26 protein-coding genes, 2 tRNA genes, 1 pseudogene and 1 riboswitch are annotated in these 25105 nt (G+C 61.8%); of the genes and pseudogenes, 20 read left to right on the forward strand and 9 right to left on the reverse strand.

Going from position 1 to position 25105, the window contains the following annotated elements; genetic code table 11:
* Positions 1 to 15: 15 nt before the first annotated feature.
* Positions 16 to 106, forward strand: a riboswitch (glycine riboswitch).
* A gap of 136 nt (positions 107 to 242) precedes the next feature.
* Genes gcvT through gcvP form a run of 3 tightly spaced genes read left to right on the forward strand, consistent with a single transcriptional unit; the run spans position 243 to position 4644 of the window.
* Complete coding sequence (gcvT, locus tag ACTCHC_RS03845; protein WP_463021140.1) at positions 243 to 1370, forward strand: glycine cleavage system aminomethyltransferase GcvT; 1128 nt, start codon at positions 243 to 245, stop codon at positions 1368 to 1370.
* A 9-nt stretch (positions 1371 to 1379) separates the two neighbouring features.
* Positions 1380 to 1739 carry a glycine cleavage system protein GcvH gene (gcvH, locus tag ACTCHC_RS03850; protein ID WP_463021141.1) on the forward strand — a complete coding sequence of 120 codons (360 nt, stop codon included), beginning with the start codon at positions 1380 to 1382 and terminating at the stop codon, positions 1737 to 1739.
* Between the two features lie 55 nt (positions 1740 to 1794).
* A complete protein-coding gene (gene gcvP, locus ACTCHC_RS03855; RefSeq protein WP_463021142.1) occupies positions 1795 to 4644 on the forward strand; it encodes an aminomethyl-transferring glycine dehydrogenase in 2850 nt (949 codons plus the stop codon).
* Between the two features lies 1 nt (position 4645).
* Here the strand turns inward: gcvP and ACTCHC_RS03860 are convergent, their stop codons facing one another.
* Positions 4646 to 5902 (reverse strand): DUF2254 domain-containing protein, encoded by a 1257-nt coding sequence (locus ACTCHC_RS03860; RefSeq protein WP_463021143.1) that lies wholly within the window; start codon positions 5900 to 5902, stop codon positions 4646 to 4648.
* Between the two features lie 128 nt (positions 5903 to 6030).
* Here ACTCHC_RS03860 and trxC point away from each other — a divergent pair, with 128 nt between their 5' ends.
* Both trxC and ACTCHC_RS03870 read left to right on the forward strand, forming a co-directional pair.
* Positions 6031 to 6477 (forward strand): thioredoxin TrxC, encoded by a 447-nt coding sequence (gene trxC, locus ACTCHC_RS03865; protein WP_463021144.1) that lies wholly within the window; start codon positions 6031 to 6033, stop codon positions 6475 to 6477.
* Positions 6478 to 6513: 36 nt separating this feature from the next.
* A tRNA-Ala gene (locus tag ACTCHC_RS03870) sits at positions 6514 to 6589 on the forward strand.
* 127 nt (positions 6590 to 6716) lie between these two features.
* Here ACTCHC_RS03870 and ACTCHC_RS03875 read toward each other — a convergent pair.
* Positions 6717 to 6923, reverse strand: coding sequence for a cold-shock protein (locus tag ACTCHC_RS03875; protein ID WP_463021145.1), 207 nt, complete (start codon positions 6921 to 6923; stop codon positions 6717 to 6719).
* Positions 6924 to 7132: 209 nt separating this feature from the next.
* On the opposite strand from ACTCHC_RS03875, the gene ACTCHC_RS03880 reads away from it, so the two are divergent.
* Positions 7133 to 7657, forward strand: coding sequence for a PhnA domain-containing protein (locus tag ACTCHC_RS03880; RefSeq protein ID WP_463021146.1), 525 nt, complete (start codon positions 7133 to 7135; stop codon positions 7655 to 7657).
* Between the two features lie 7 nt (positions 7658 to 7664).
* Positions 7665 to 8345: an FkbM family methyltransferase gene (locus ACTCHC_RS03885; RefSeq protein WP_463021147.1), complete on the forward strand. Its 681-nt coding sequence runs from the start codon at positions 7665 to 7667 to the stop codon at positions 8343 to 8345.
* Positions 8346 to 8385: 40 nt separating this feature from the next.
* Here the strand turns inward: ACTCHC_RS03885 and ACTCHC_RS03890 are convergent.
* Together ACTCHC_RS03890 and metG are read right to left on the reverse strand one after the other, a co-directional pair.
* Positions 8386 to 8462: transfer RNA gene (locus ACTCHC_RS03890), tRNA-Met, on the reverse strand.
* Between the two features lie 92 nt (positions 8463 to 8554).
* Positions 8555 to 10270, reverse strand: a complete 1716-nt coding sequence (gene metG / locus ACTCHC_RS03895) for a methionine--tRNA ligase (RefSeq protein ID WP_463021148.1) — start codon at positions 10268 to 10270, stop codon at positions 8555 to 8557.
* Between the two features lie 78 nt (positions 10271 to 10348).
* Here metG and ACTCHC_RS03900 point away from each other — a divergent pair, with 78 nt between their 5' ends.
* Positions 10349 to 11281 carry an EamA family transporter gene (locus tag ACTCHC_RS03900; protein ID WP_463021150.1) on the forward strand — a complete coding sequence of 311 codons (933 nt, stop codon included), beginning with the start codon at positions 10349 to 10351 and terminating at the stop codon, positions 11279 to 11281.
* A gap of 5 nt (positions 11282 to 11286) precedes the next feature.
* On the opposite strand, the gene ACTCHC_RS03905 is transcribed toward ACTCHC_RS03900, so the two are convergent.
* Together ACTCHC_RS03905 and ACTCHC_RS03910 are read right to left on the reverse strand one after the other, a co-directional pair.
* Complete coding sequence (locus tag ACTCHC_RS03905; RefSeq protein WP_463021151.1) at positions 11287 to 11970, reverse strand: NUDIX hydrolase; 684 nt, start codon at positions 11968 to 11970, stop codon at positions 11287 to 11289.
* On the reverse strand, positions 11954 to 12340 hold the full coding sequence (locus ACTCHC_RS03910) for a DUF983 domain-containing protein (RefSeq protein ID WP_463021152.1): 387 nt from the start codon (positions 12338 to 12340) through the stop codon (positions 11954 to 11956). The genes ACTCHC_RS03905 and ACTCHC_RS03910 overlap by 17 nt, the downstream gene beginning before the upstream one ends.
* Before the next feature lie 206 nt (positions 12341 to 12546).
* On the opposite strand from ACTCHC_RS03910, the gene ACTCHC_RS03915 reads away from it, so the two are divergent.
* The 4 genes from ACTCHC_RS03915 to ACTCHC_RS03930 all read left to right on the forward strand — a co-directional run bounded on the left by ACTCHC_RS03915 (position 12547) and on the right by ACTCHC_RS03930 (position 14587).
* A complete protein-coding gene (locus ACTCHC_RS03915) occupies positions 12547 to 13083 on the forward strand; it encodes an EF-hand domain-containing protein (protein WP_463021153.1) in 537 nt (178 codons plus the stop codon).
* A 61-nt stretch (positions 13084 to 13144) separates the two neighbouring features.
* Positions 13145 to 13729 (forward strand): RNA polymerase sigma factor, encoded by a 585-nt coding sequence (locus ACTCHC_RS03920; protein ID WP_463021154.1) that lies wholly within the window; start codon positions 13145 to 13147, stop codon positions 13727 to 13729.
* The gene (locus ACTCHC_RS03925; RefSeq protein WP_463021155.1) at positions 13722 to 14096 is read left to right on the forward strand and encodes a hypothetical protein; all 375 of its coding nucleotides are present in this window, start codon (positions 13722 to 13724) and stop codon (positions 14094 to 14096) included. The genes ACTCHC_RS03920 and ACTCHC_RS03925 overlap by 8 nt, the downstream gene beginning before the upstream one ends.
* Positions 14093 to 14587 carry a periplasmic heavy metal sensor gene (locus tag ACTCHC_RS03930; protein WP_463021156.1) on the forward strand — a complete coding sequence of 165 codons (495 nt, stop codon included), beginning with the start codon at positions 14093 to 14095 and terminating at the stop codon, positions 14585 to 14587. Before ACTCHC_RS03925 ends, ACTCHC_RS03930 begins: the two co-directional genes overlap by 4 nt.
* Positions 14588 to 14608: 21 nt before the next feature.
* On the opposite strand, the gene ACTCHC_RS03935 is transcribed toward ACTCHC_RS03930, so the two are convergent.
* Positions 14609 to 15982: a diguanylate cyclase gene (locus tag ACTCHC_RS03935; RefSeq protein ID WP_463021157.1), complete on the reverse strand. Its 1374-nt coding sequence runs from the start codon at positions 15980 to 15982 to the stop codon at positions 14609 to 14611.
* A gap of 109 nt (positions 15983 to 16091) precedes the next feature.
* On the opposite strand from ACTCHC_RS03935, the gene ACTCHC_RS03940 reads away from it, so the two are divergent.
* From ACTCHC_RS03940 to ACTCHC_RS03955, 4 genes are all read left to right on the forward strand, one after another.
* The gene (locus tag ACTCHC_RS03940) at positions 16092 to 16370 is read left to right on the forward strand and encodes a DUF3572 domain-containing protein (protein WP_463021158.1); all 279 of its coding nucleotides are present in this window, start codon (positions 16092 to 16094) and stop codon (positions 16368 to 16370) included.
* A gap of 112 nt (positions 16371 to 16482) precedes the next feature.
* Complete coding sequence (locus ACTCHC_RS03945) at positions 16483 to 17184, forward strand: HAD family hydrolase (RefSeq protein ID WP_463021168.1); 702 nt, start codon at positions 16483 to 16485, stop codon at positions 17182 to 17184.
* Between the two features lie 71 nt (positions 17185 to 17255).
* Positions 17256 to 17843 carry a heme NO-binding domain-containing protein gene (locus ACTCHC_RS03950; protein ID WP_463021159.1) on the forward strand — a complete coding sequence of 196 codons (588 nt, stop codon included), beginning with the start codon at positions 17256 to 17258 and terminating at the stop codon, positions 17841 to 17843.
* A 5-nt stretch (positions 17844 to 17848) separates the two neighbouring features.
* The gene (locus ACTCHC_RS03955; RefSeq protein ID WP_463021160.1) at positions 17849 to 18850 is read left to right on the forward strand and encodes a diguanylate cyclase domain-containing protein; all 1002 of its coding nucleotides are present in this window, start codon (positions 17849 to 17851) and stop codon (positions 18848 to 18850) included.
* A 193-nt stretch (positions 18851 to 19043) separates the two neighbouring features.
* Here ACTCHC_RS03955 and ettA read toward each other — a convergent pair whose 3' ends face one another.
* Complete coding sequence (ettA, locus tag ACTCHC_RS03960) at positions 19044 to 20675, reverse strand: energy-dependent translational throttle protein EttA (protein WP_463021161.1); 1632 nt, start codon at positions 20673 to 20675, stop codon at positions 19044 to 19046.
* A gap of 145 nt (positions 20676 to 20820) precedes the next feature.
* On the opposite strand from ettA, the gene ACTCHC_RS03965 reads away from it, so the two are divergent.
* From ACTCHC_RS03965 to ACTCHC_RS03975, 3 genes are all read left to right on the forward strand, one after another.
* A complete protein-coding gene (locus ACTCHC_RS03965; protein ID WP_463021163.1) occupies positions 20821 to 21423 on the forward strand; it encodes a nicotinate-nucleotide adenylyltransferase in 603 nt (200 codons plus the stop codon).
* A gap of 68 nt (positions 21424 to 21491) precedes the next feature.
* Complete coding sequence (gene dacB / locus ACTCHC_RS03970; RefSeq protein WP_463021164.1) at positions 21492 to 22982, forward strand: D-alanyl-D-alanine carboxypeptidase/D-alanyl-D-alanine endopeptidase; 1491 nt, start codon at positions 21492 to 21494, stop codon at positions 22980 to 22982.
* 87 nt (positions 22983 to 23069) lie between these two features.
* Positions 23070 to 23705 (forward strand): TVP38/TMEM64 family protein, encoded by a 636-nt coding sequence (locus ACTCHC_RS03975; RefSeq protein WP_463021165.1) that lies wholly within the window; start codon positions 23070 to 23072, stop codon positions 23703 to 23705.
* 7 nt (positions 23706 to 23712) lie between these two features.
* Here the strand turns inward: ACTCHC_RS03975 and ACTCHC_RS03980 are convergent, their stop codons facing one another.
* Positions 23713 to 24135, reverse strand: a complete 423-nt coding sequence (locus tag ACTCHC_RS03980; RefSeq protein WP_463021166.1) for a tellurite resistance TerB family protein — start codon at positions 24133 to 24135, stop codon at positions 23713 to 23715.
* Between the two features lie 115 nt (positions 24136 to 24250).
* On the opposite strand from ACTCHC_RS03980, the pseudogene lysK reads away from it, so the two are divergent.
* Positions 24251 to 25105: pseudogene (gene lysK, locus ACTCHC_RS03985) on the forward strand (lysine--tRNA ligase); the annotation flags it as partial.

Genomic DNA, 25105 nt, shown 5'->3' on the forward strand with positions numbered 1-25105 from the left:
CTGATCTAATTTGACGTATCCGCATCGGGAGAATCCGGGGGCAACCCCGGTGCCGAAGGAGCAACCGCCCCGGTAAACTCTCAGGCAAAAGAACCCTTGCGGGGCAGGACACTCTGGAGAGAGGCGCGCGCGCCCGCCGAAGGGATAACGATCTCAGGCAAAGGGACAGAGGGGGCATCGGACCTGCGGCCAATCGGGGGCGCGGGCGGTGCCGGGTTTCCGGCCAGGACGGGATGGGCCGCATGGCGGATCTGAAACGAACGGGGCTTTACGACCTGCATCTGGAACTTGGGGCAAAGATGGTGCCCTTCGCGGGCTATGCGATGCCCGTGCAATATCCGTTGGGCGTGTTGAAGGAGCATCTGCAGTGCCGTGCTGCGGCGGGGCTTTTCGATGTCAGCCATATGGGGCAGGTGATCCTGCGCGCCGCCACGGGTGACGTGGCCGATGCCGCGCGGGCGCTGGAAACGCTGGTGCCGGCCGATCTGCTGGGGCTTGCACCGGGGCGGCAGCGCTATGGTCTGTTCACCAATGACGATGGCGGCATTCTGGATGATCTGATGATCGCCAATCGCGGCGATCACCTGTTTCTGGTCGTCAATGCTGCCTGCAAGGCCGATGATATCGCCCATATGCGGGCGCATCTGGCGGGCATTGAGGTTCAGGAAATCACCGATCGCGCCCTGCTTGCCCTGCAGGGTCCAGCGGCCGAAGCTGTTCTGGAAAACCTTGTGCCCGGTGCGGCGGCGATGCGCTTCATGGATGTGGCGATCCTGCCCTCGGGTTTTGGTGATCTGTGGATCAGCCGGTCGGGCTATACCGGCGAGGATGGCTATGAGATTTCAGTGGCGGATACCCATGCGGTTGCCTTTGCGCGGGCGCTGTTGGCCGATCCCGCCGTCGCACCCATCGGGCTCGGCGCGCGCGACAGTCTGCGGCTGGAGGCGGGCCTGTGCCTTTATGGCCATGACATCGACACCACGACCACCCCGGCCGAAGCGGCCCTTGGCAGGGCGATCCAGAAGGTGCGGCGCAAAGGCGGCGCGCGGGCTGGCGGTTTTCCCGGGGCGGGGCGCATTCTTGACCAACTGGAACAGGGTCCGGCGCGCCTGCGGGTCGGTCTGCGCCCCGACGGGCGCGCGCCCATGCGCGACGGCACCTTGCTGTTTGCCGACGAGGCCGCCGCCGATCCGATCGGCCATGTCACCTCGGGGGCCTATGGCCCGTCAATCGAAGGGCCGATGTCGATGGGCTATGTCCCCGCTGGACAAGCCACCCCCGGCACCACAATCTGGGCCGAGGTGCGTGGCAAGCGCCTGCCCGCCACCATCACGGCGCTGCCGTTCAGAACAGCAACCTATAAACGTTGAGGAACGATGATGAAATTCACCGAAGAACATGAATGGCTGAATGTCGAGGGCGATGTGGTGGTCGTGGGCATCACCGAATATGCCGCCGAACAGCTGGGCGATGTGGTATTCGTCGAACTGCCCGAGGAAGGCGATATCGTGACCAAGGATGACGAGGTCGTGGTGATCGAAAGCGTCAAGGCCGCATCCGATATTCTGGCCCCGCTGGATGGCGAGATCGTCGAGGTGAACACGGCGCTGGTCGATAACCCCAGCCTTGTGAATGACGATCCGCAGGGGGACGCCTGGTTTTTCAAGATGAAGGTCGAAGACCTATCCGCGCTGGACGATCTGATGGACGAGGCCGAATACAAGGATTTCATCGCGTGATCCCGCCGAAACGCTTTTGACTATACTGACCCATTCCGCCTGACCGGAGCATATGATGCCCTTCACCCCCACCGATTACGATCCCTATGATTTCGCCAATCGCCGCCATATCGGCCCCTCGCCCGAGGAAATGGCCGAGATGTTCAAGGTGCTGGGGGTGGACAGTCTGGACCAGTTGATCGACCAGACGGTTCCGGCCAGCATCCGCCAGGCGCAGCCGCTGGAATTCGGCCCGCCCTTGTCGGAGCGCGAATTGCTGTGGCATCTGCGCCAGGTGGCCAAGCAGAACCGGGTCTTTACCTCGATGATCGGGCAGGGGTTTCACGGCACGGTCACCCCGCCCGCGATCCAGCGCAACATTCTGGAAAATCCCGCCTGGTATACCGCCTATACCCCCTATCAGCCGGAAATCAGCCAGGGTCGGCTAGAGGCATTGCTGAACTTTCAGACCATGGTGACCGATCTGACCGGGCTGCCGGTGGCCAATGCGTCCCTGCTGGACGAGGCGACAGCCTGCGCCGAGGCGGTGACCATGGCGCAGCGCCTTGCCAAATCGAAAGCGACGGCAGTTTTCGTCGATGAAAACTGTCACCCGCAGAATATCGCGGTGATCCGCACCCGCGCCGAGCCGCTGGGCATCGCGGTGATTGTCGGCGATCCCGCCGATCTGGAACCGGCGGCGGTCTTTGCCGGGGTGTTTCAGTATCCGGGCACCCACGGCCAGGTCACCGATTTCACCGATGTGATCGCGTCCCTGCACGACAAGGGCGCGCTCGGCATCGTCGTGGCCGACCCGATGGCGCTGACCCTGTTGAAGGAACCGGGCGCGATGGGGGCCGATATCGCGGTGGGCAGCACCCAGCGGTTCGGCGTGCCGATGGGCTATGGCGGGCCGCATGCGGCCTATATGGCCTGCCGCGATGACTATAAGCGCGCGATGCCGGGCCGGATCGTCGGCGTATCGGTCGATGCGCGCGGCAACAAGGCCTATCGTCTGGCGCTGCAAACGCGCGAACAGCATATCCGCCGCGAAAAGGCCACATCGAACGTCTGCACCGCGCAGGCGCTGCTGGCGGTGATGGCCGGGTTTTACGCGGTGTTTCATGGGGCCAAGGGGCTGAAGGCGATCGCGCAAGGTATCCATTCCAGGACCGTGCATCTGGCCGACGGGCTGGAAGAGGCCGGGTTCATCGTCACGCCTGATACGTTCTTTGACACGATCACGGTCGAGGTCGGGCCGATGCAGGGCGTGATCCTGCAAAACGCCCGCGCGCGCGAGATCAACCTGCGCAAGGTCGGCCAGACCCGGATCGGCATCACGCTGGATGAAACCACCCGCTGGGAAAGCATCCGCAATGTCTGGGCGGCCTTTGGCGTGGAGCGGTCCGATGCCGACCGCGCGCCCCGCTATCGGATTCCCGACGCGCTGTTCCGCCAGAGCGATTATCTGACCCATCCGGTGTTCCAGATGAACCGGGCCGAGACCGAGATGATGCGCTATATGCGCCGTCTGGCCGACCGCGATCTGGCGCTGGACCGGGCGATGATCCCGCTGGGCAGCTGCACGATGAAGCTGAACGCGGCGGTCGAGATGATGCCAATCTCCTGGCCGGAATTCGCGCATCTGCACCCGTTTGCCCCGGCCGATCAGGCGCTGGGGTACGCCCATGTCGTGGCCGATCTGTCGGCACGGCTGTGCCAGATCACCGGCTATGACGCGATGTCATTGCAGCCCAATTCGGGCGCGCAGGGCGAATATGCCGGTCTGTTGACGATTGCCGCCTATCATCGGGCGCAGGGACAGGGGCACCGCAAGGTCTGCCTGATCCCGGTCTCGGCCCATGGCACCAACCCGGCCAGCGCACAGATGTGCGGCATGAAGGTCGTCGTGGTGAAATCGGCCGCCAATGGCGATATCGATCTGGACGATTTCCGCGCCAAGGCCGCGGCGGCGGGCGATAATCTGGCCGCCTGCATGATCACCTATCCCTCCACCCATGGCGTGTTCGAGGAAACCGTGCGCGAGGTTTGCGCGATCACCCATCAATATGGCGGGCAGGTCTATCTGGACGGGGCCAACATGAACGCGATGGTCGGCCTGTCGAAACCCGGCGAGATCGGCGCCGATGTCAGCCACCTGAATCTGCACAAGACCTTTGCCATTCCGCATGGCGGCGGCGGGCCGGGCATGGGGCCGATCGGGGTCAAGGCGCATCTGGCGCCCTTCCTGCCGGGCGACCCGCGTACCGGGACGGGTGAAGGGCCGGTTTCGGCCTCGCCCTATGGATCGGCCTCGATCCTGCTGATCTCCTGGGCCTATTGCCTGGCGATGGGCGGCGCGGGGCTGACCCAGGCGACCAAGGTGGCGATCCTGAACGCCAATTATATCGCGGCACGGTTGCAGGGCGCCTATGGCGTGCTGTTCAAGGGCAAAGAGGGCCGCGTCGCCCATGAATGTATTCTGGATACCCGCCCCTTTGACGACAGCGCCGGTGTGAGCGTCGAAGATATCGCCAAGCGGCTGATCGACAACGGTTTTCACGCGCCCACCATGAGCTGGCCGGTGGCCGGAACCCTGATGGTGGAGCCGACCGAAAGCGAGACCAAGGCCGAGCTGGACCGGTTCTGCGATGCGATGCTGGCGATCCGCGCCGAGATTGCCGCGATCGAGGCGGGCGAGATGGACCGCGCCAACAACCCGCTGAAAAACGCGCCCCATACGGTCAACGATCTGGTCGCCGACTGGGACCGGCCATACAGCCGCGAACAGGGCTGTTTCCCGCCGGGATCGTTCCGGGTGGACAAATACTGGCCCCCCGTGGGCCGCGTCGATAACGTCTGGGGCGACCGGAACTTTACCTGCACCTGCCCGCCGGTCGAAAGCTATGCCGAGGCGGCGGAATAGGTCACTTTACCGACAGTTCTGTCAGCCTGTCCCTGTCTTCGTCCAGCCTTTGCTGCTGTAACGCGACTGTCAGCGCCCGCTGCGAGGCGTCGCGGGCTGCCTGCGCCATGGCGGAATCCGGGCTTTGCGCCAGGCGCGCCAGCGCCTTTTGCAGCCGGATTTGCACCTCGATCATGCCAGCACCATCGCGCATGATCGGTTCAAACCCGTCCTGAAGCAGCGCCTTTGCAGTGACCGGAACCATCCACAGTCGTGGAAATTTGACATTGTCGCGCAGCCGTGTTTCGTCGCGGAACGGGATCAGAACGCGCAGCAGCCGACCGATGATGTCAATTGCGGTGCCCGGATCGTTGATGCCGGGGGATAGGGCGCGCTGGGCAATCTCGGCCAGCACCACAGCACCAAAGCGGGGGTCTTGATCGAACCGGCGGGTATCACCGATCGTATGGGCCCGGCGCAGCGCGGTTTCGTCGATATCACCGGTATAGAACAGCAGAGTTTCGCCGGGGGTCACCAATTTTCCAGGCGCCGCAAGGATAAATACATTGCCGCCCGCCTGTTCGGCGCATCTGGACAGCCCGCTCAGATCGACATGCTGGATATAGCCGGTGCGTTGCGCGGCCAGGACTTGCGCCCGCGCCGGAATTTCCAACTGGCCATCGGTCAGCGCATTGGCCCCAAGGCAGGGGAATTCTACCCGCTGTTCCAACGCCCCAGCAGCCGCTTCCTCGACTCGCTTGGTTGTTTCCACGACACTGCCCAAATCGGACAGGTGATTGATCCAGCGCAAAATGGCGACCACCACCATGCTGATCACCAGTAATGTAAAGGCAAGGATCACCACTGCCGACCGTTGCCCGTAGAACCCGGTAGTCAATTCAATAAGCGCCACCAACGAAAACACGAAGGCGCCCAAAAACGTTGCCAGAACCGAATGGGTCACGGTGTCCTCAAGCAGCAGCTGATGCGAGCGTGGCGTGACCTGGGTCGAGGCCGCCTGACGCGCCGATACCATCACCGACAGCGAAAAGATCGTGACCGCCAGCATGCTGGAGGCCATGATCTCTAATATCTGCGCAACCGAACCGTCGCTGATGGCCTTGACCACCACTTCGGGGATTATGAAGTTCAGCAACCGACTTGCGATCGCCGCAATGATGGCCATGCAGGCGATCAAGATCGTGCGCACCCACAGCCGCCGTGACCATTTATGCACAGCAAACATTGTTCCCGAGAACGTCACGTCTTGAAGCTTCACAATACGCCCTCCGGGGCCGACATGCAGATTACAACTTGGCACGGCCTTGCAAATTGTCCAACGATAAGGGCTTGCAGAATGCGTGGCCGGCCACAATATATTCCTTAAGTTGAATATAGGGGGCGCGAATGACAGCCAATGTAAAGCTTGTTTGTCTTGAATGCGGCACCACCAACAGGGCACCGGCTGATCGGGTGGGGGCGGGGCCAAAGTGTGGCACTTGCGGTACGAAACTGGCGGATGGCAAGGTGCGTGCCCTGGACGCGGCCATGCTGGACAAGGCCGCGCGCACCGATGATCTGCCGCTGCTTGTCGATTTCTGGGCACCCTGGTGTGGGCCATGCCGGATGATGGCGCCACAGTTTGCCCAGGCCGCGCAGGCGTTGGGCCCCAAAGCGCGTTTGGCCAAGATCGACACCCAGGATCATCCGCAGGTATCTACGAAATATAATATTCGCGGTATTCCCGCCCTGATCCTGTTTCAGAATGGCCGCGAGGTGGCGCGCCTTGCCGGGGCCCGTCCGGCCGCGGAGATCGAGGCCTTCGTGCGCCAGCACAGCCGCCAGCCTGCTTGACTATTGCGGGGCATTTCGCCTAATGCAACGCCTGTTGGGGTCGTAGCTCAGTTGGGAGAGCGCGTCGTTCGCAATGACGAGGTCGTCGGTTCGATCCCGATCGACTCCACCAAATCTCTGCATGATCTGACTTTGAATATAATGCCGACAAGGCGGATGCGCCTTTGGTGTCGTGACATGTGAGCCGGCATGAAAAAGGGCGCCAAAGGCGCCCTGATCCGGAATATCTGCGAAAAGGCTTACTTCAGCGCGATATTGGTGGCGCTTTCGCGACCATCACGGCCGGCTTCGATGTCGAAGCTGACTTTCTGATTGTCGGCCAGCGTGCGCAGGCCAGCGCGTTCCAGTGCAGTGATGTGCACGAACACGTCTTTGCTGCCGCCATCGGGGGCAATGAAGCCGAAGCCTTTAGTTTCGTTGAACCATTTTACGGTGCCAGTAGCCATACCGTAGTCTCCTTCAAAATGCTGCCCGCGAGAGTGCGGCAGCCCGGCTTGGTCAGGGTAGGATCGAAAGACTGACAGCCGTGTGAGGGAAGACAGTGGTCGATACAGAATAACGTCGCACAGGGAACATGGGCGTTTGTGCGTGACATTGCAAGAGAATTCGGTGCACCTGTTTCCCGACCCTTGGACGAAGAAGAAAGAGAATTGCGATGGATGCAATGCTGACACAACGCAGTGGCGGTGCCTGTGAACTATGCGCCGGGCAGGCTGAAATCGCGGTCAATGTGCCGCCGCGCGACGATCAGGTGGCGCTGTGTGCGACCTGCGCCGGCGAGACCGCCGACACCCAGCACTGGCGCTGCCTGATGTCGTCGATGTGGTCCGAGGTTCCCGCGGTTAAGGTGCTGGCCTGGCGCAAGCTGTCGCAGCTGAAAGACGAACCCTGGGCCGCCGAGGCGCTGGATATGTTGTATCTTGAAGACGACATTCTGGAATGGGCCCAGGCCGGGGCCGGTGGCGATATCCTGCACCGCGACAGCAACGGCGTGGTGCTGGCGCAGGGCGATACCGTGACACTGATCAAGGATCTGCCGGTCAAGGGCGCTGGTTTTACCGCCAAGCGCGGAACGGCTGTGCGCGGGATCAGCCTTGTGGCTGATAATGCCGCCCAGATCGAAGGCCGTGTTGACGGTCAGCGCATCGTGATATTGACTGAATTCGTAAAGAAACGTTGAGCAGATGATGACACAGATTGCGGCCCATTGCCTGGGTGTTGATGTTCCCGCGTCACCATTTCTGAATGACACCCGCATCGCGCGGATCAATGCCGCCCGCTATGAAGGACAGGAAATTGCCGGGGCGCTGCATGTGGTGCGTGCTGGCGACCGGGTTCTGGAACTGGGGGCAGGGCTGGGCATCGTCGGGGCGGTGACCGCGCGCAACCGCGCACCCGCGCGCGTCGTATCGTTCGAGGCCAACCCGCATTTGATTCCCCATGTTCAGGCGCTCTATGCGGCCAATGGTCTGGACGGGGTGATATCGGTGCGCAATCAGGTGTTGGTCAGCGCCCCCGACCGTGCCGACCACATGACATTTCAAATACACAGCTCTTATCTGGGATCGTCGCTTGGGGGCGATCCTGATCGTGCGAAAGAACAGGTAGACGTGCCGACCGCGGATTTCGACGAGCTGCGGCAAGAGTTGAATCCGAATATCATCCTGATGGATATCGAGGGCGGCGAGCTGCCATTTCTTGAACATGCCGACCTGTCCGGCATCAGGGCGATGGTGATAGAGTTTCACCCCGGTATCTATGAGGTCGCCGGCATGAAGCGCTGCAAACGCATCCTGCGCGACGCGGGCCTGCAGCCCAATCCAGATCTGTCTACGCGCACGGTCTGGGTGGCTGAAAAGGCGGATTAGCCGGAAATCCCGCAGACATGATACCTGATTCAGGGATTGCTGGTAGCGGAGGAGGGACTTGAACCCCCGACACGCGGATTATGATTCCGCTGCTCTAACCAACTGAGCTACTCCGCCATGAGCGAGCGTTGACTAAGGGAGCACCGGCATAGCGTCAAGAGGAAAAGCTGCGCAGGCAGAGGGGTTTTTGCCAACAAGCCGCCTCTGCCTTAATGCCTGACCCCGGCGAATGTCGTCGACCAGTCTTCACGCTCTTCGTCGCTGATCTTGCGAAACAGGTTTTCGGGCACGCTGAAGCTGTCACCGGCGCGCGCCGCCGTCAGGGCCTGGGTCAGGTCATGGGGCCAGTCATCGCCACCGCCCATGGCCGCCAGCAACGTTTCGGCGGCATCCGGGATAAAGGGACGCGACAGGATTCCATACAGCCGGATCAGGTTCAGCGACAGGCGCACGATGGCGGCGGCGGCTTCAGGATCGGTCTTGAACACGGCCCAAGGCTCGGCACTTTGCAGGTATTCGTTGCCAGCCACCCAGATCGCGCGCAGCTCGGCCGCGGCCTTGCGCACCTCTATCGCCTCCATATGGCCTTCATAGGCCTTCAATCGCGCTGTCAGATCGGCAATCAACGCCTGTTCACGCGGCCCCATCGCGCCGCCGGTTGGCACCACCTCGCCGAATTTGGAGCGGCAGAACTTGGTGACGCGCGAGACGAAATTGCCCAGAACATCGGACAGGTCCTTGTTCACGCTGGCCTGAAAGTTTTCCCAGGTGAATTCACTGTCGCTGTTTTCGGGCGCATGGGACAAAAGCCACCAGCGCCAGTAATCCGCTGGCAGGATCGACAGGGCCTGATCCATGAACACGCCGCGCCCCTGACTGGTGGAAAACTGGCCGCCGTCATAGTTCAGATAGTTGAATGACTTGATGTAATCGACCAGCTTCCACGGCTCGCGCGATCCCATGATCGTGGCGGGGAAGGACAGTGTGTGAAATGGCACGTTATCCTTGCCCATGAATTGCACATATCGAACATCCTGCGCGCCCTTGTCAGTGCGCCACCAGCGTTCCCATTCCTTGTCCGACAATCCTTGCGCATCGGCCCATTCGGCGGTCGCCGCGATGTATTCGATGGGCGCATCGAACCAGACATAGAAAACCTTGCCTTCCATGCCGGGCCAGTCCTGATCGCCCTTCTTGACAGGCACGCCCCAGAACAGATCACGCGTGATGCCCCGGTCTTGCAGCCCGTCACCATCATGCAGCCATTTCTTGGCGATGGATGTGGTCAGCACCGGCCAGCCCTGCTGGCTGTCAATCCAGGCGTCGATTTCGCCCTTCAGGGCCGATTGTCGCAGATACAGATGCTTGGTTTCGCGAATTTCCAGATCTGTCGAACCCGATATCGCCGAGCGCGGGTTGATCAGGTCGGTCGGGTCCAGCTGTTTGGTGCAGTTTTCACACTGATCGCCGCGCGCCCGGTCATAGCCGCAATTGGGGCAGGTGCCCTCGATATAACGGTCGGGCAGAAAGCGGTTGTCGGCATGGGAAAAAACCTGTTTTTCGGTCACTTCCTCGATGAAACCGTTTTCGGCCAGCTTGCCCGCGAAATGCTGCGTCAGAGCGCGGTTGCGCGTCGAGGATGACCGCCCGTAATGATCGAATGACAGTCGGAACCCATGCGCAAGATCGGCCTGAACGGAATGCATCCGCGCGCAGTAATCGGCGACATCTTCACCGGTTTTCGCGGCGGCCAACTCGGCCGGGGTGCCGTGTTCGTCGGTGGCGCAGATGAACATCACCTCATGCCCGCGCTGACGCATGTAGCGGGCATAAAGATCGGCGGGCAACTGGCTGCCAACCAGGTTTCCCAGATGCTTGATGCCATTGATATAGGGCAGGGCAGAGGTGATCAGGATACGCGACATGGGCGGGCCTTTATATATGTTCGGCCCCGGTTTAGCGCAGCCCCCGACGCTTGGCCAGCGCACACAGGAATTGCCATTGTGTCGCCCGCTATTGCCATGACAAATGACGGGATGGAGCTTTGGATTATCGCCACCCTGGCCGCAGCAGGTTTTCAGACCGCGCGGTTCATGTTGCAAAAGCAGCTGAAGACCGCCGGGCTCAGCACCGGCGGCGCGACGTTTTCACGCTTTGTTTTCGCGGCGCCTCTGGCGGCGGGGCTGGCGCTGGTGCTGGTGGAACGAAGCGGCACGGCCATACCCGCAATGCCGGCGCGGTTCTGGATCTTTGCATTGGCCGGGGGGCTGTCGCAAATTCTGGCAACGCTGGCCACTGTCGCGCTTTTCGCGCAGCGCAATTTTGCCGTAGGTATTGCCTTCACCAAGACCGAAACCGTTTTGACGGCACTGTTCGCATTGATCATTCTGGGCGAAGGCATCAGCACCTGGGGCGTGATTGCCATCCTGCTGGGGCTGGTAGGGCTGATTGTCTTGTCGCGCCCACCCGGCACCGTGGTGGCTGGATGGCGCATATGGAACAAGGCGTCGGGGCTGGGCCTGATGGCGGGGGCGGGCTTCGGGATTTCGGCCATCGGATACCGGGGTGCGACACAGGCGCTGGATAGCGGCGATTTTCTCTTGCGTGCCGCGCTGACGCTGGCGGTCGTAACGGCCGCACAAACGCTGGCGATGGTGCTGTGGTTGCGTGTTCGCGAACCGGGGCAGGTTGCGAAAGTGCTGGCCCATTGGCGACGCACCACATTGGTCGGGGTCGCAGGCATGTTGGGATCGCTGGGCTGGTTTATCGCCTTTACGCTGCAACATGCGGCCTATGTGCGGGCTCTGGGGCAGATCGAGCTGATATTCAGCATATTCGTGTCGACCCTGATCTTTCACGAGCCCCTGCGCGGGCGTGAAACCGCCGGAATCGCCCTGATCGCCCTTTCAATCGTGATGATCGTCTTGCTGGCCTGATCGGGTTATTCGATCCGCAGCAGCTTTGAGCCGCTTTCGTCATTGCGAAAGAACGGCACGCTTTGCGGGGGCAAGCCGGTTTTCAGCAGACCCGAAACCTCGGACAGGACCACTTCCGTCACGAATGGCAGGTCGAATTGCTTGGCCTGTTCCAGCGGGATCCACTGAAGGTGCGACAGCTCGTCCTCGGCGCGGGAAAAATCATCCAGATCGCCCACCGCGCGATCGGCCTCGACCAGGAAGAAGCGCGCATCGAAGCGGCGGGGTTTGCCCGGCGGCGTCAATGCCCGGAATATGAAATTGAACCCACTGGGGTCAGGAAGATGGCCGGATGCCGCAAATCCGCGCCAGCCTTTCGGGGGCTCGATCGCCCATGCGCCGGCCGAGCCAAAAATCAGCCCGGTTTCTTCCCAGACCTCGCGTATGGCGGCGGCGATGAACGCCTGCGCCAGTGATGCATCGGCATCCACACGCAGGCGGGCGTCGCAGGCGGAATTGATCGGGCAGGCAAGAGGTATGGTGCCATCGACGGCATCAACTGCCCCACCGGGAAACACGAACTTGTTGGGCATGAACGCGGCCTGCGCGCCGCGCTGGCCCATCAAAACCTTTGGTTGGGTGGCCGCATCGCGCAGCAAAATAACCGTCGCCGCATTCCGAACGGCGGATTTGTCAATTGTATTCAGCATATTCCCCAAACCCGTGCATCCGCTTGGCCCATTGCAATGCGACCAGCGCCCCCTTGAACTTGGGCAGAAGATAAAGCGACAAACCGACGCAGCCAACTGTAAATGTGCTGGCCAAAACCAGAGGGTCTGGTCGGAAGGTCGCGAAGGCCCATAAAATCATGGGCGCCATCAGATGCCCGACGACCAAGATCGTCAGATAGGCTGGGCCATCATCGGCCCGGTGATGGTGCAACTCTTCCTGGCAGGCAGGGCAGGTCGGATGAACCTTTAGATAACTGTGCAAAACCGGCCCTGCCCCACAATTGGGACAACGACCACGCCAACCGCGCAGCAGGGCAGGCCGCAAGGGCCGTTCGGTTGGCTGTGTCATCATTTTGATCCTTTTGTCGCGCGGGGGCTGGCAGTCGATGGCTATATATCAGTTTGGCACCTCAAATACAGGGGAGCGCGTCGCCGTGTCGCAAGGGATGAAATTTCATGCGCTGCGCGACGGAAATCCTCGCGCCGCCCGTTTGGGGAAATGGGTGACGATACAGGATCGTGCCCGGCCCGCAGAGGCACAACAGGAGATACATGATGTCACGCAACAAGATTTTGACCCGCTGTTCGGCCCTGGTTTTGGGTGCGGCACTGGCGGTGAGCGCAATTCCGGCGATGGCAAAGGGGCCACAGGACCATGCAGGAATGGGTATGATGCAGGGCAGGTTCGAACAGGCCGATGCCAACAAGGATGGCGCGTTGACCCTGGAGGAAATCCAGGCCCGCATAGCCGAGCGTTTCGCCGAAATGGATACCGACAAGAACGGTTCTGTCGTGCCGGATGAAATCAGTGCCTTTGCGCGCAGCGCCCGCGACGAAAACCGCACGCAGTGGCGCACGATGCATGCGGAGCGCATGATCGGCCTGATGGACAGAAATGGCGACGACATGCTCAGCAAGGAAGAGCTTGGCGCCCCGCGCAGCGATATCATGTTCGCTCAGGCCGATACCGACAAGGACGGGGCCATCTCGAAGGAAGAGTTCGACAACGCGATGTCACGCTTTGCCGGCATGCGCCATGGTGACGACCACGGCGACCGCCACGGCGGCCGGATGTTCCACCGCGAAGACTGACCCAAGCCCGCGCCCCCGGCATATTGTGCGCCGGGGGCAGGCAGGATAGGCCTTGCGCAGGATGGATATGGCCCTGGATGCCCAAAGCGACACGTCGGACGAAGCATTGCTGATGGCCTATGGCCGGGGCGATGCTGCCGCGGCGCATGCACTGACCTTGCGCCTGACGCCACGTATCTTGCGCCTGGCCGCCCGCATGCTGGGCGACCCGGCCGAGGCAGAGGATGTCGCGCAAGAGGCGATGCTGCGGCTGTGGCGGATGGCGCCCGACTGGCGACCGGGCGAGGCGCAGGTGTCGACCTGGCTGTATCGGGTCGCGGCCAATCTGTGCACGGACCGGTTACGCAAAAAGCGGGGGCTGGCGCTGGATCAGGTGCCCGAGCCCGTTGATCCCCGGCCCGCCGCAGATGCGCAGATGCAGATGGCACAACGTGCCGCCGCGCTCGACCGCGCCCTGCAAACCCTGCCAGACCGGCAGCGGCAGGCGGTGGTGCTGCGCCATATCGAAGGGCTTGCAAACCCCGAGATTGCCGAGATCATGCAGCAAAGTGTCGAGGCCGTGGAAAGCCTGATCGCGCGGGGTAAACGCAGATTGGGCGAATTGTTGACAGGGCGCCGCGCCGAATTGGGGTATGAAGATGACTGACAAGCACCGCGACGACATCACCCTGGACATGTTCTTTGATGCGGCGCGCGAAACCGCCCCCGCGCCCTCAGTGACCTTGATGGAACGCGTCCTGGCCGATGCCCGCACAGCCCTGCCGCCGACTGCAGCGTCGGTGTCGCGGCGCGGTTCGTTTCGCTGGCCGGAGTGGTTGCAGGGGCTGGCCGTCAGCTGGCCCGAACTGGCCGGCATGGCGGCTGCGGCCGTCGCGGGCCTGTGGATCGGATATCGTGCGCCCGAGGGCATCAATACGGCTTTGGCGGCGCTTTGGCCAAGCGATACTGCAAGCTATCAGATGGCGGATTTCATACCCGGCTTTGACGGGATGTTGGCGGAGGACGGGATATGAGCAAAGATCCAAAATCGGCATTTCGTGGTTGGCGGATCGTGCTGGGCGCGTCGCTGATGTTGAACCTGTTGTGTGTCGGTCTGGTGCTGGGGGCGGTGCTGAACCATCGGCACAATATCCGGGACAGGCCCGCCGCGATAGAAGAGCTGTCCCGGTTCGGCCCATATGCGCGGGCCCTGACGCCACAGGATCAGGCAGAACTTCGGGCCGCCTTCCTGCAACAGGCCGGTGCGCTGCGCGAAAACCGCAGGGCCATGCGGCAGGATTTCGTCCTCGTGCTTGAGCTGCTGCGCGCGGATCCGTTCGATCCGGCCGCAACGCAGGGGGTGCTGGATCGTCAGCAAATGCGGGTGGATGATCAGGCCCGCATTCTGCGGCAGGTTCTTGTCAATCATGTCGCGGGAATGAACGCGGCAGAGCGTGCGGCATTCGCAGATCGCCTGACGGAAATGCTGCGGTACGGGCCCGGCCATCGGCGCAACGACGATTGATGGGCTTGGCGCGCCGCAGGTTCAGGCGGCTTTTCCGATGGTGACGCGGTTTCGCCCCTCGGCCTTGGCGGCATAAAGCGCATCATCGGCCAATGCGAACAACCGCTTTGTATCGGTCAGCGTCCGGTCTGAAATCGCCACCCCGATGCTGGCGCTGATCTGGATGGCGCGGGCCTTGCCGGGCAGGGGGATGGTGCTGCTGCAAACATTCTGGCGCAATCGTTCGGCCGTGGCAATCGCCCGCTCTGCGCTGGTTTCGGGCAGGACGATCAGGAATTCTTCGCCGCCGATCCGTGCGATCAGATCGACGGGCCGCAGATTATCAGTCAGAACCCGGGCGACGGATTGAAGGACACAATCGCCTGCGGCATGGCCAAATTGATCATTCACGGATTTGAACCGGTCGATATCCAGAAGCATCAGGGCAAATGACCGACCTGTATGCGCGGCGCTGTGGGCGATGGCATCAAGGTGCGGCATCGCATAGCGCCGATTGAACAGCCCTGTCAGCGGATCTGTCATCGCCAGACGCAGTTCATCCCTGACCGCGGCCCGCAACAGGTCGGCCTGATGTTTGCGCGCCAGTTGGGTTTCCATGCGCAGGGCCATTTCACGCGCATCGCAGGGCAGTGACAGCAGGTCATTGGCGCCAAGGTCCAGCGCCATGGCGGCATCATCCTGCGCGGATATGGGCACGACCATGACGATGGCTGAATGCCGCGTGGCCGGACGCGAGCGCAGATCGGTCAACAGGCGCAGGCCGTCGCCCGCCCGATCCAGATCGGTAGCGATGACAAACAGGTCGGGTGCCCGATCGGCATCGGGTTGTGCCAGCGCCTCGGCCCGCGTCATGATCTGCAGATCGGCCCTGATCTGGCCCGACAGCATGTTTTTCCACTGCATCGCCTGTGCAAGTTTGCCGCCCAGCAAAGCGATACTGCCGCGCCGTGTAAATTGCTGGGCGGGTTCCGCGAAGCCCAATGCCCGCCGCGTGCCGTCGCGCAGCGCCAGTTCGCGCGCGGTTTCCCGCGCACGCAAAAGGCTGCGCACGCGGGCCAGCAATGTGGCTTCGTCCAGGGGTTTCGACAGAAATTCCTCGGCGCCGGCGGCCAGGGCCTGCACCTTTTCATCGGTGTTCCGGCCTGCTGTCACCATGATGATGGGTATATCAGCGGTTGCGGGGTCGGATTTCAGCGCCCGGCAAACCGAAATGCCATCAAGATCAGCCATGACCACATCCAGCAGGATCAGATCGGGATGTTCACGCCGCGCGATATCCAGCGCGGCCAGCCCGCCATCTGCCTGAAGCACGTCATAGCAGGCCTCGGCCAGACGCACCTTCATGACGATCCGGTTGGTTGCCAGGTCATCGACCACAAGAATACGTCCCGGCATTCGCGTGCTCCTGTATCCATGCCCATGTTGTTGGTGTTTGTTTGCGCTGGCTTCAGTATTGGACAACAAGTCTTAACAAACTCTTTAACGATTCACTCCCGGAGGACCGATGACGCAGGATCAGGCAGAAATAATCGCCTTGCAGGCGCTGGCCTGGCTGGTTGGGAACGAAGACCTGCTGCCGGTGTTCCTGGGGGCCACCGGCGCCGACACGGCCGATATGGCCGCACGGGCCGATCAGCCCGATTTCCAGGTTGCGGTTCTCGATTTCCTGATGATGGATGATGCTTGGGTGATCGGGTTTTGCCGCATGCAGGGCCTGCCGCCAGACAGCCTGATGCGGGCCCGACAGGCGCTGCCCGGCGGCGCGGAAATAAGCTGGACTTGACGTAAGGGCGGCGAAACGTCGCCTATGCACGGACAATCAAGCCTGCCGGGCCGTAATTCGTTGAGAATCGTGACCTGTGCAGGCATATTCCCTGCAGGAGGACCGAACGATGATGCGACATATTCGCGGCATCCTTTTTGACAAGGATGGCACTTTGTTCGATTTTCAGATGTCGTGGAGCAGTTGGGCCCGCAGCTTTCTGAACGAGCTGGCAGGCGAAGATGCCCAACGCGCCCAGGCGCTGGGGGATGCGATCGGATTTGATATCCGAACGGGGGTATTTACCCCCGACAGCCCGGTAATTGCCGGCACGCCGCGCGAAATTTCGTTGTGCCTGTTGCCTTTATTGCCAGGGGCGACGCCCGCCGCCCTGGTGACGCGGATGAATTCGGTGGCGGCGCTGGCGCCGATGCAGCCGGCCACGCCGCTGTTGCCACTGCTGGGCCTGCTGCGCGCCAACGGGTTGAAGCTGGGCGTGGTGACGAATGATGCCGAGGCCCCCGCCCGCGCCCATCTGGCCGCCGCAGGAATCGCCGACTATTTCGATTTTATTGCCGGGTGTGATTCCGGCCATGGCGCCAAGCCTGCGCCGGGGCAGCTTTATGCCTTTGCCGACAGCCAGGGGCTTGATCCGACATCGGTGCTGATGGTCGGCGACAGCCGCCATGACATGATCGCAGGCCGTGCGGCGGGAATGGGAACGATCGGTGTTCTGACGGGCCTGGCCGTTGCGGATGATCTGCATGATGTGGCGGATATGATCCTGCCAGATATCGGGCATTTGCCGGATTACCTGACATCGCGCGCCGCCTGAAACCCTTTGCAATTCCAGAATTGTTAATGAATCGGGCCTAGCCTGTGGCGCGGAACAATCGGGGAAGGCGCATGCACGGGCTGATCAACAGATCGCTTCAGTATTTCATCGAAGAAACCTATGGCACTGAAATGTGGCGCAGCGTCGCGCGGCAGGCCGGTGTCGCGCCGGGCAGCTTCGAGGCGATGATGATCTATGACGATAGCCAGACCATCGCCATTCTGGAAACTGCGGCTTGCCTGCTGAACAAGCCGCAGTCAACTCTGGCCGAGGATCTGGGAACCTTTCTGGTCTATAATCGCTGGTCCGAACCGCTGCGCCGTTTGCTGCGCTTCGGCGGCGACAGTTTTCTGGAGTTCCTGCACTCGCTGGATGATCTTGCCGGACGCACCCGTATGGCGGTGCCGCAACTGGACCCGCCCGATCTTGAATTGTCCGAGGTCGGTCCGCAATCATTTCAGCTGATGTGCAAGTGGGGCTTCCCGGATGCATGCCACCTGATCATGGGAATATTGCGGGCATTGGCCGATGATTATGGTGCCCTGGCGGTGCTTGAGGTGACGCAGGCCGGCCCGACAGGCGGGGTGATTTCAATCTCGTTGCTCGATGGCTGTTTCGCCGAAGGCCGTCGGTTTGATCTTTCTGTGCGGCCGGATTGAATATCATGCCAGACAAACTTTTGCTTTCCGCCGATGCGATGGGAAAATTGATGCCGATGCATCTGTGGCTGAACCCGGCGGGCATGATCCTGCGCGCGGGGCCGACCCTGCAGAAGCTGCGCCCCGATCAGGCCCTGGCGGGTCGGCGGTTCTGGGATGTCTTCAACATCAGGCGTCCGCGCGACATGGATGTGATTCACCTGGCGGATGGCCAGCGCCTGACCGTGGCCTTTTGCCGACCGCCCCAGACGACGCTGAAAGGGTTGCTGCTGCGATTGCCCGGCGATCAGGGCATGCTGCTGAACCTGTCCTTTGGTGTTTCGGTGGTCGAGGCTGTTGCCGAATACAACCTGACCCTGGCCGATTTCGCCGCCACCGATCTGGCCATCGAAATGCTGTATCTGGTCGAGGCCAAAAGCGCCGTCATGGAAGAAACGCGGCGCCTGAATGAACGGCTGCAAGCGGCACATCGCGCCGCCGAGGCACAATCGCTGACCGACAGTCTGACCGGCCTGCACAACCGGCGCGCGTTGCAACGCATTCTGGCGCGGATGGCGGGCGAACGGCGCAGGTTCGCGTTGATGCATGTTGATCTGGATTTCTTCAAATCCGTGAACGATACGCTGGGCCATGCCGCGGGCGACGCCGTGCTGCAACAGGCCGCCCGCGTATTATGCGAGGAAACCCGGCAGGGCGATGCGGTTATCCGCGCGGGGGGCGACGAGTTCGTGATTGTTTTCGAAGGCCTTGCTGACCCGACCCGCCTGCTGGAGATTGCCGACCGGATCATCCGGCGCCTGGAGGAGCCAGTGATGTTCGAGGGAACGCCCTGCTGTGTTTCGGGCAGTATCGGTATTGCGGTGTCGGGCCGTTACGACCCCCCGAATGCCCCGCAGATGCTGCACGACGCCGATCAGGCCCTCTATGCCTCTAAACGCGCCGGTCGCGGCCGCGCCACGGTCTTTCAGGCAGAGGGCAAAGATGATGACGACCAGGTTGGTTGCTGAAACTGCCCGTGAAGGTCACAGGGGGCCATGGCCAAGTGTGAATACCGGGCAATGCGGCAGGCCGACGTTGATGCCGAAGCGCCCTTTGGCATCAACGCACAGAAACCGGTATCGTATCAGCGGCGTCATAGATCGCTTCTAGGTATTTCCGGCCATAGTCAGGCCCCCAGTCACCTCGTAAACTTCTTGTATTTCACCCGCTTCGGTTCGATGCTGTCTGGACCAGGCGGCGCACCTTGTCTTCTTCATAGGCCTCGAAGTTACCCTCGAACCATTCGACATGGGCGTCGCCCTCGAAGGCCAGCATATGGGTGCAGAGGCGGTCGAGGAAAAATCGGTCGTGCGAGATGATCACCGCGCAGCCGGCGAAATCCTCGATCGCCGCTTCCAGCGCCTGCAGGGTTTCCACATCCAGATCGTTGGTCGGTTCATCCAGCAACAGCACGTTTCCACCCGATTTCAGCAGCTTGGCCATATGCACACGGTTGCGTTCGCCGCCCGACAGCAAGCCGACCTTTTTCTGCTGATCGGCCCCCTTGAAATTGAAGCTGCCGCAATAGGCGCGGCTGCTGACCTCGGCATCGCCCAGCGCGATCAACTCGGCCCCGCCGGAGATTTCTTCCCAGACGGTCTTGGCCGGGTCCAGCGCGTCGCGCGACTGGTCGACATAGGAAAACTGCACCGTGTCGCCGAAACTGACGGAACCGCCATCGGGGGCCTCTTGCCCGGTGATCATCCGGAACAGCGTCGATTTACCCGCGCCGTTGGGGCCGATCACGCCGACAATCGCGCCGGGCGGCAGGCTGAAGGACAGGTCTTCGACCAGCAGTTTGTCGCCATAGCCTTTGCGCAGGTTTTCCACCTCGATCACCTTGCCGCCAAGACGTGGCCCGTTGGGAATGACGATCTGGGCGCGGGTCAGTTTTTCGCGCTCGGATTGATCGGCCAGTTCGTTATAGGCGTTGATCCGGGCCTTCTGCTTGGCCTGACGCGCCTTGGCGCCCTGCCGGATCCAGTCCAATTCGCGTTCCAGAACCTTCTGTTTCGACTTGTCCTCGCGCGCTTCCTGCTGAAGGCGCTTGGCCTTTTGATCCAGCCAGGCGGAATAGTTGCCTTCATAGGGGATGCCCCGGCCGCGATCGAGCTCAAGGATCCAGCTGGTGATATCATCCAGGAAATAGCGGTCATGGGTCACGATCAGAATCGTCCCCTTGTATTCGATCAGATGCTTTTGCAGCCAGGCGATAGTTTCGGCGTCCAGGTGGTTGGTCGGTTCATCCAGCAGCAGCATGTCAGGGGCTTCCAGCAGCAGCTTGCACAGCGCAACGCGGCGTTTTTCGCCACCTGACAGCGTGGTGATATCCGCATCGTCGGGCGGGCAGCGCAGGGCTTCCAGCGCCACGTCGATCTGGCTGTCGAGATCCCACAGGTTTTCGGCGTCGATCTGGTCCTGCAGGGCGGCCATCTCATCGGCGGTTTCGTCCGAATAATTCATTGCCAGTTCGTTATAGCGTTCCAGCTTGGCTGTCTTGCTGGCCACCCCCAGCATGACATTTTCACGCACTGTCAGGTTTTCATCCAGCTGCGGCTCCTGCGGCAGATAGCCGACACGCGCGCCTTTGGCGGCCCAGGCTTCGCCGCTGAAATCCTTGTCGATCCCGGCCATGATGCGCAAAAGGGTGGATTTACCGGCGCCGTTGACGCCGACCACGCCGATCTTTACCCCCGGCAGAAACGACAAATGAATGTTTTCAAAGCATTTCTTTCCACCCGGATAGGCCTTGGAAACACCTTCCATATGATAAACGTATTGATAAGATGCCATGAACGGGTTCCTTATGCGGTGATCGGGCGCAGGTGTAGCCTTTGGCTGGGCCAAGGGCAATCGCTTCGTGCGCGTTAAAGGGACGGAATGAAGATAGGGGCTGATCCGCAGATTTGCAGGTCAGGGGATGAGGTTCGAAAGAGCTATGGCCAGCAATTTACCACCGTCGCGGCGCGGCCAGGTGATCGGCCTGCTGGGCGGGTCGTTTGATCCTGCGCATGCAGGCCATGCCCATATAACGCGCGAGGCGATCAAGCGTTTCGGGCTGGACAGGGTCTGGTGGCTGGTCAGTCCCGGCAATCCGCTGAAGGTCCGCGGCCCGGCGCCGCTGGAGCGCCGGATGGAACAGGCGCGTACTGTCATGGCTGATCCGCGCGTGACGGTTACCGATCTGGAATCCCGGATTGGCACGCGGTTTACCGCCGAAACACTGGCGGCGTTGCAGTCGCTTTATCCGGGCGTGCGGTTCGTCTGGCTGATGGGGGCCGACAACCTGGCCACGTTTCACCATTGGGACAGGTGGGAATGGATCATGGAAAACGTGCCAATCGGCGTGATCGCGCGCCCCGGCACACGCCTGACGGCGCGTATGTCGAAGGCCGCCGAACGCTATGCGCGCTATCGGGTTTCCGGGTCTGCCGCGCGGACGCTGGGCCGCAGACAGGCCCCGGCCTGGTGTTTTGTGAACATTCCCTTGCTTGACATTTCGTCGTCGCAAATCCGGGCGCGCGGGGATTGGCGGCCATAGGCCAAGTGGCCGAGGCAGAGCCCTTGATCGCCCTTGTGGCGTCGCGGCGGATTTGCTTCACTCGCCGTATGAAAACATCGGGATCATCGGTTTCGCGCAGGTGGGTGCTGGCGGCTTCGCTGGCCGGGATGGCCGATGCGGCGCTGGCCGATCCGCTGGCGCGGTCGGTCATTCCGCCGTTGCGCCCCGGTTTGCCGGGGGTGGTGGCGGTGCCCCCCGCCGGTGCATTGATCGAAAAGGCGCGACTGGGCGGCCAGATCGGATATATGGTGGCCGATGCGGTCAGCGGCACCGTTCTAGAGGCCCTGAACCCCACATTACCGCTGCTGCCTGCCAGCACGGCCAAGGCGCTGACCACCCTGTATGCGCTGGATACCCTTGGGCCGGATTACCGGTTTGCCACACATCTGATTGCAACGGGGCCACTGCAAAACGGACGGCTGGAGGGCGATCTGATTTTGCAGGGCGGCGGCGATCCGGTTCTGGATACAGATGGGCTGGCCGAACTGGCCGCGGCCCTCAAGGCGGCCGGGCTGCGCGAGATAACGGGCAGTTTCCGATATGACGCCAGCGCCCTGCCCACGCTGGCTGCGATTGACCCCGGCCAGCCGGACCATGTCGGCTATAACCCGGCCATTTCCGGGCTGAACCTGAACTTTAACCGCGTCTATTTCGAATGGCGGCGTGGCACCTCGGGCTGGGATGTCACCATGGAGGCGCGCACCGAACGTCAGCGCCCGCCGGTCGGTATGGCGCGGATGCGCGTCGTGGATCGGGACTGGCCACTTTATACCTATGATACCGCGCAGGGGCGCGATGACTGGACGGTCGCGGCAAGCGCGCTGGGGCAGGGGGGCGGTCGGTGGCTGCCGGTGCGTCAACCCGCCCTTTACGTTGCGGATGTCTTTCGGACATTGGCGCGCGCGCAGGGGATCGAGCTTGGCCCGGCAAGTGCGACCGGCATTTCACAACAGAGCACCGTGCTGGCCCGGATCGAAAGCATTCCGCTGTCGCAGATCCTGCGCGGGATGCTGAAATATTCCAACAATCTGACAGCCGAGGCGATCGGCCTGACGGCAACCGCCATGCGCCATGGTCGGGTTGATACGCTGGCGGGATCAGCCGCATGGATGAATGCATGGCTGGCGCAAGGCCTGGGCGGCGAGCAAGCCGGCTTTGTCGATCATTCCGGGCTGGGGCCCCTGTCGCGCATATCTGCCCGATGCATGGTGCGCGCGCTGGGCCAGCACAGCGGGTTGCGCGATCTGCTGAAGGATATTCCGATGCGCGACGCCAGGGGACGCCCGGTGCCGGGGCATCCGGTTTCAGTGCGCGCCAAGACCGGCACGCTGAATTTCGCCAGCGCGCTGGCGGGGTTCGCCACCGCCGCCAGCGGGCGCGAACTGATCTTCTCGATCCAGATCGCCGACCAGCCCCGGCGCGATGCGCTGGGCCTCGCCGAAATGGAAAAACCGGCTGGCGGCCATGAATGGGCCGTGCGCGCGCGCAATCTGCAACTGGCGCTGATCGAACGCTGGGCAGGGCTGTATGCAACATGATTGCGCAGCTTGGCGTGGGGCGCGCGTGGCGCTAGGCTGTCAGGATCATGCCGATAAGCCGCAGGGGGCCGACGGATGTCGAGGCGCATGCGGCTGATACCATACGCAATCCTGGGGCTGGGCCTGTTGGGGATAGCCGCAACCCTTGCGATGGGCGGCATTGCCGTGACGCAGGCCGACATGACATCCTTGATCGACCGGATGGGCCCCTGGGGCCCTGCGGCTGTGATCGGGCTGATGATTGTCCACAGTTTCATTCCCTTCCCGGCCGAGATCGTCGCCCTGACGGCGGGCGCCATGTTCGGCGTGGCGCAGGGGGTTCTTCTGGTCTGGATCGGTGCGATGATGGGGGCGGCATTGGCTTTCGCCCTGTCGCGTTGGTTTGGAAAGACGGTGGTCATGCGGTTTTTGCCGCCTTCACAACGTGCGGCACTGGATCGCTGGACAGACCGTCAGGGGGCGCCGGCATTATTGGTTGCGCGCTTCATTCCGCTGATTGCATTCAATCTGATCAACTATGCCGCCGGGCTGACGCGGGTCAGATGGCACGTGTTCTTGTGGACCACAGGCGTGGGCATACTGCCCTTGACCGTAGTCATGGTGTGGCTGGGGGCGCATATGCGAACGCTCAGCTGGCCGGTAACGCTGGCGATATCCGTTTTGGGCCTTGCGGTGGTCTGGGGGCTGTATCGGTTTCTTCGCCGCGTGCGTGCGGGCCGCTGAACGCGGGTTACAAGGTCAAATGCCGGGCGCGCGCGCCCCGTTCGATGGCCGCGCCATGCAGCCGGTCTATATTCAGTTCGTACCGCATTTCTTCCAGCAGGCGCAGCTCGGGTTCCCTGAGTGTACCATCTGCGGCGGCCACGTCGCAGGCCAGCGCATAGGCGGTTTCAAACAGTTTTTCGGGCAGGGTTTCGCGCACCAGCCCAAAGATCGCATCCAGGCCGTCTTCCTCTTCCAGAAGGTCGAACACGGTGCGCGATACCGTTGCGATACGGTCGTCGTCATAATCGGCAAAGACCGGCAGATGGTTCACGATACGCTGGATCGTCACCAGTTCGGACGTGCGGATGGTTTCATCCGAGGCCGAAACGACGATCATGATGGCGACAAGGCTGTCCTGCGGGCTGAGCGACATAGCATCTTCTGTCATGGCGATATCCTTGTCAGTGTGTGTTGCAGTGCAGAATATTGACGCAAGCGCCCCGGCACAATAGGAAGCATGGCTTGGCGGGCACGGGGCCCGTTCACGATCAAGGTGTGATCCCATGTCCGATTTGCGCGATGCTGCGATGTCTTCCAAAGCCTGGCCCTTTGAAGAAGCGCGCCGTCTGCTGAAACGGTATGAAAAAGCACCACCCGAAAAGGGATATGTGCTGTTTGAAACCGGCTATGGCCCCAGCGGGCTGCCGCATATCGGCACCTTTGGCGAGGTCGCGCGCACCACGATGATCCGCCGCGCCTTTCAGGAAATCAGCGATATTCCCACGCGGCTGATCTGTTTTTCCGACGATATGGACGGGATGCGCAAGATCCCCGACAATGTGCCGCAACAGGCGATGCTGCGCGAACATGTACAAAAACCGCTGACATCCGTGCCCGATCCGTTTGGTGAATATCCCAGCTTTGGCGATCACAACAATGCCATGCTGCGCCGGTTTCTGGACACGTTCGGGTTTGAGTATGAATTCTATTCGGCCACCGACTTTTATACATCCGGTCAGTTTGACGCGGTGTTGCTGCGCGCGGCTGAACGCTATGACGCGGTGATGGAGGTGATGCTGGCATCCCTTCGCGATGAACGCCAGCAAAGCTATTCGATCTTTCTGCCGATCAGCCCGCAATCGGGGCGGGTTCTGTATGTGCCGCTGAAGAATGTCGATGCCAAGGCCGGAACGATCACCTTTGACGACGAGGACGGCACCGAGACCACGCTGCCCGTCACCGGCGGCAACGTCAAACTGCAATGGAAGCCCGATTTCGGCGCCCGCTGGGCCGCGCTGGACGTGGACTTTGAAATGTACGGCAAGGACCACAGCACCAATACCCCGATCTATGACGGGATCTGCGAGGTGCTGGGTGGCCGCAAGCCCAACCACATGACCTATGAACTGTTCCTTGAT

It is taken from the genome of Actibacterium sp. (assembly GCF_055134745.1).

Bases quoted from the DNA above. Each gene is read 5' to 3' on its own strand.
- gcvT (WP_463021140.1), top strand. From the start codon at position 243: ATGGCGGATCTGAAACGAACGGGGCTTTACGACCTGCATCTGGAACTT.
- gcvH (WP_463021141.1), top strand. From the start codon at position 1,380: ATGAAATTCACCGAAGAACATGAATGGCTGAATGTCGAGGGCGATGTG.
- gcvP (WP_463021142.1), top strand. From the start codon at position 1,795: ATGCCCTTCACCCCCACCGATTACGATCCCTATGATTTCGCCAATCGC.
- trxC (WP_463021144.1), top strand. From the start codon at position 6,031: ATGACAGCCAATGTAAAGCTTGTTTGTCTTGAATGCGGCACCACCAAC.
- ACTCHC_RS03875 (WP_463021145.1), bottom strand. From the start codon at position 6,923: ATGGCTACTGGCACCGTAAAATGGTTCAACGAAACTAAAGGCTTCGGC.
- ACTCHC_RS03880 (WP_463021146.1), top strand. From the start codon at position 7,133: ATGGATGCAATGCTGACACAACGCAGTGGCGGTGCCTGTGAACTATGC.
- ACTCHC_RS03885 (WP_463021147.1), top strand. From the start codon at position 7,665: ATGACACAGATTGCGGCCCATTGCCTGGGTGTTGATGTTCCCGCGTCA.
- metG (WP_463021148.1), bottom strand. From the start codon at position 10,270: ATGTCGCGTATCCTGATCACCTCTGCCCTGCCCTATATCAATGGCATC.
- ACTCHC_RS03905 (WP_463021151.1), bottom strand. From the start codon at position 11,970: ATGCTGAATACAATTGACAAATCCGCCGTTCGGAATGCGGCGACGGTT.
- ACTCHC_RS03910 (WP_463021152.1), bottom strand. From the start codon at position 12,340: ATGACACAGCCAACCGAACGGCCCTTGCGGCCTGCCCTGCTGCGCGGT.
- ACTCHC_RS03915 (WP_463021153.1), top strand. From the start codon at position 12,547: ATGTCACGCAACAAGATTTTGACCCGCTGTTCGGCCCTGGTTTTGGGT.
- ACTCHC_RS03920 (WP_463021154.1), top strand. From the start codon at position 13,145: ATGGATATGGCCCTGGATGCCCAAAGCGACACGTCGGACGAAGCATTG.
- ACTCHC_RS03925 (WP_463021155.1), top strand. From the start codon at position 13,722: ATGACTGACAAGCACCGCGACGACATCACCCTGGACATGTTCTTTGAT.
- ACTCHC_RS03930 (WP_463021156.1), top strand. From the start codon at position 14,093: ATGAGCAAAGATCCAAAATCGGCATTTCGTGGTTGGCGGATCGTGCTG.
- ACTCHC_RS03935 (WP_463021157.1), bottom strand. From the start codon at position 15,982: ATGCCGGGACGTATTCTTGTGGTCGATGACCTGGCAACCAACCGGATC.
- ACTCHC_RS03940 (WP_463021158.1), top strand. From the start codon at position 16,092: ATGACGCAGGATCAGGCAGAAATAATCGCCTTGCAGGCGCTGGCCTGG.
- ACTCHC_RS03945 (WP_463021168.1), top strand. From the start codon at position 16,483: ATGCGACATATTCGCGGCATCCTTTTTGACAAGGATGGCACTTTGTTC.
- ACTCHC_RS03950 (WP_463021159.1), top strand. From the start codon at position 17,256: ATGCACGGGCTGATCAACAGATCGCTTCAGTATTTCATCGAAGAAACC.
- ACTCHC_RS03955 (WP_463021160.1), top strand. From the start codon at position 17,849: ATGCCAGACAAACTTTTGCTTTCCGCCGATGCGATGGGAAAATTGATG.
- ettA (WP_463021161.1), bottom strand. From the start codon at position 20,675: ATGGCATCTTATCAATACGTTTATCATATGGAAGGTGTTTCCAAGGCC.
- ACTCHC_RS03965 (WP_463021163.1), top strand. From the start codon at position 20,821: ATGGCCAGCAATTTACCACCGTCGCGGCGCGGCCAGGTGATCGGCCTG.
- dacB (WP_463021164.1), top strand. From the start codon at position 21,492: ATGAAAACATCGGGATCATCGGTTTCGCGCAGGTGGGTGCTGGCGGCT.
- ACTCHC_RS03975 (WP_463021165.1), top strand. From the start codon at position 23,070: ATGCGGCTGATACCATACGCAATCCTGGGGCTGGGCCTGTTGGGGATA.
- ACTCHC_RS03980 (WP_463021166.1), bottom strand. From the start codon at position 24,135: ATGACAGAAGATGCTATGTCGCTCAGCCCGCAGGACAGCCTTGTCGCC.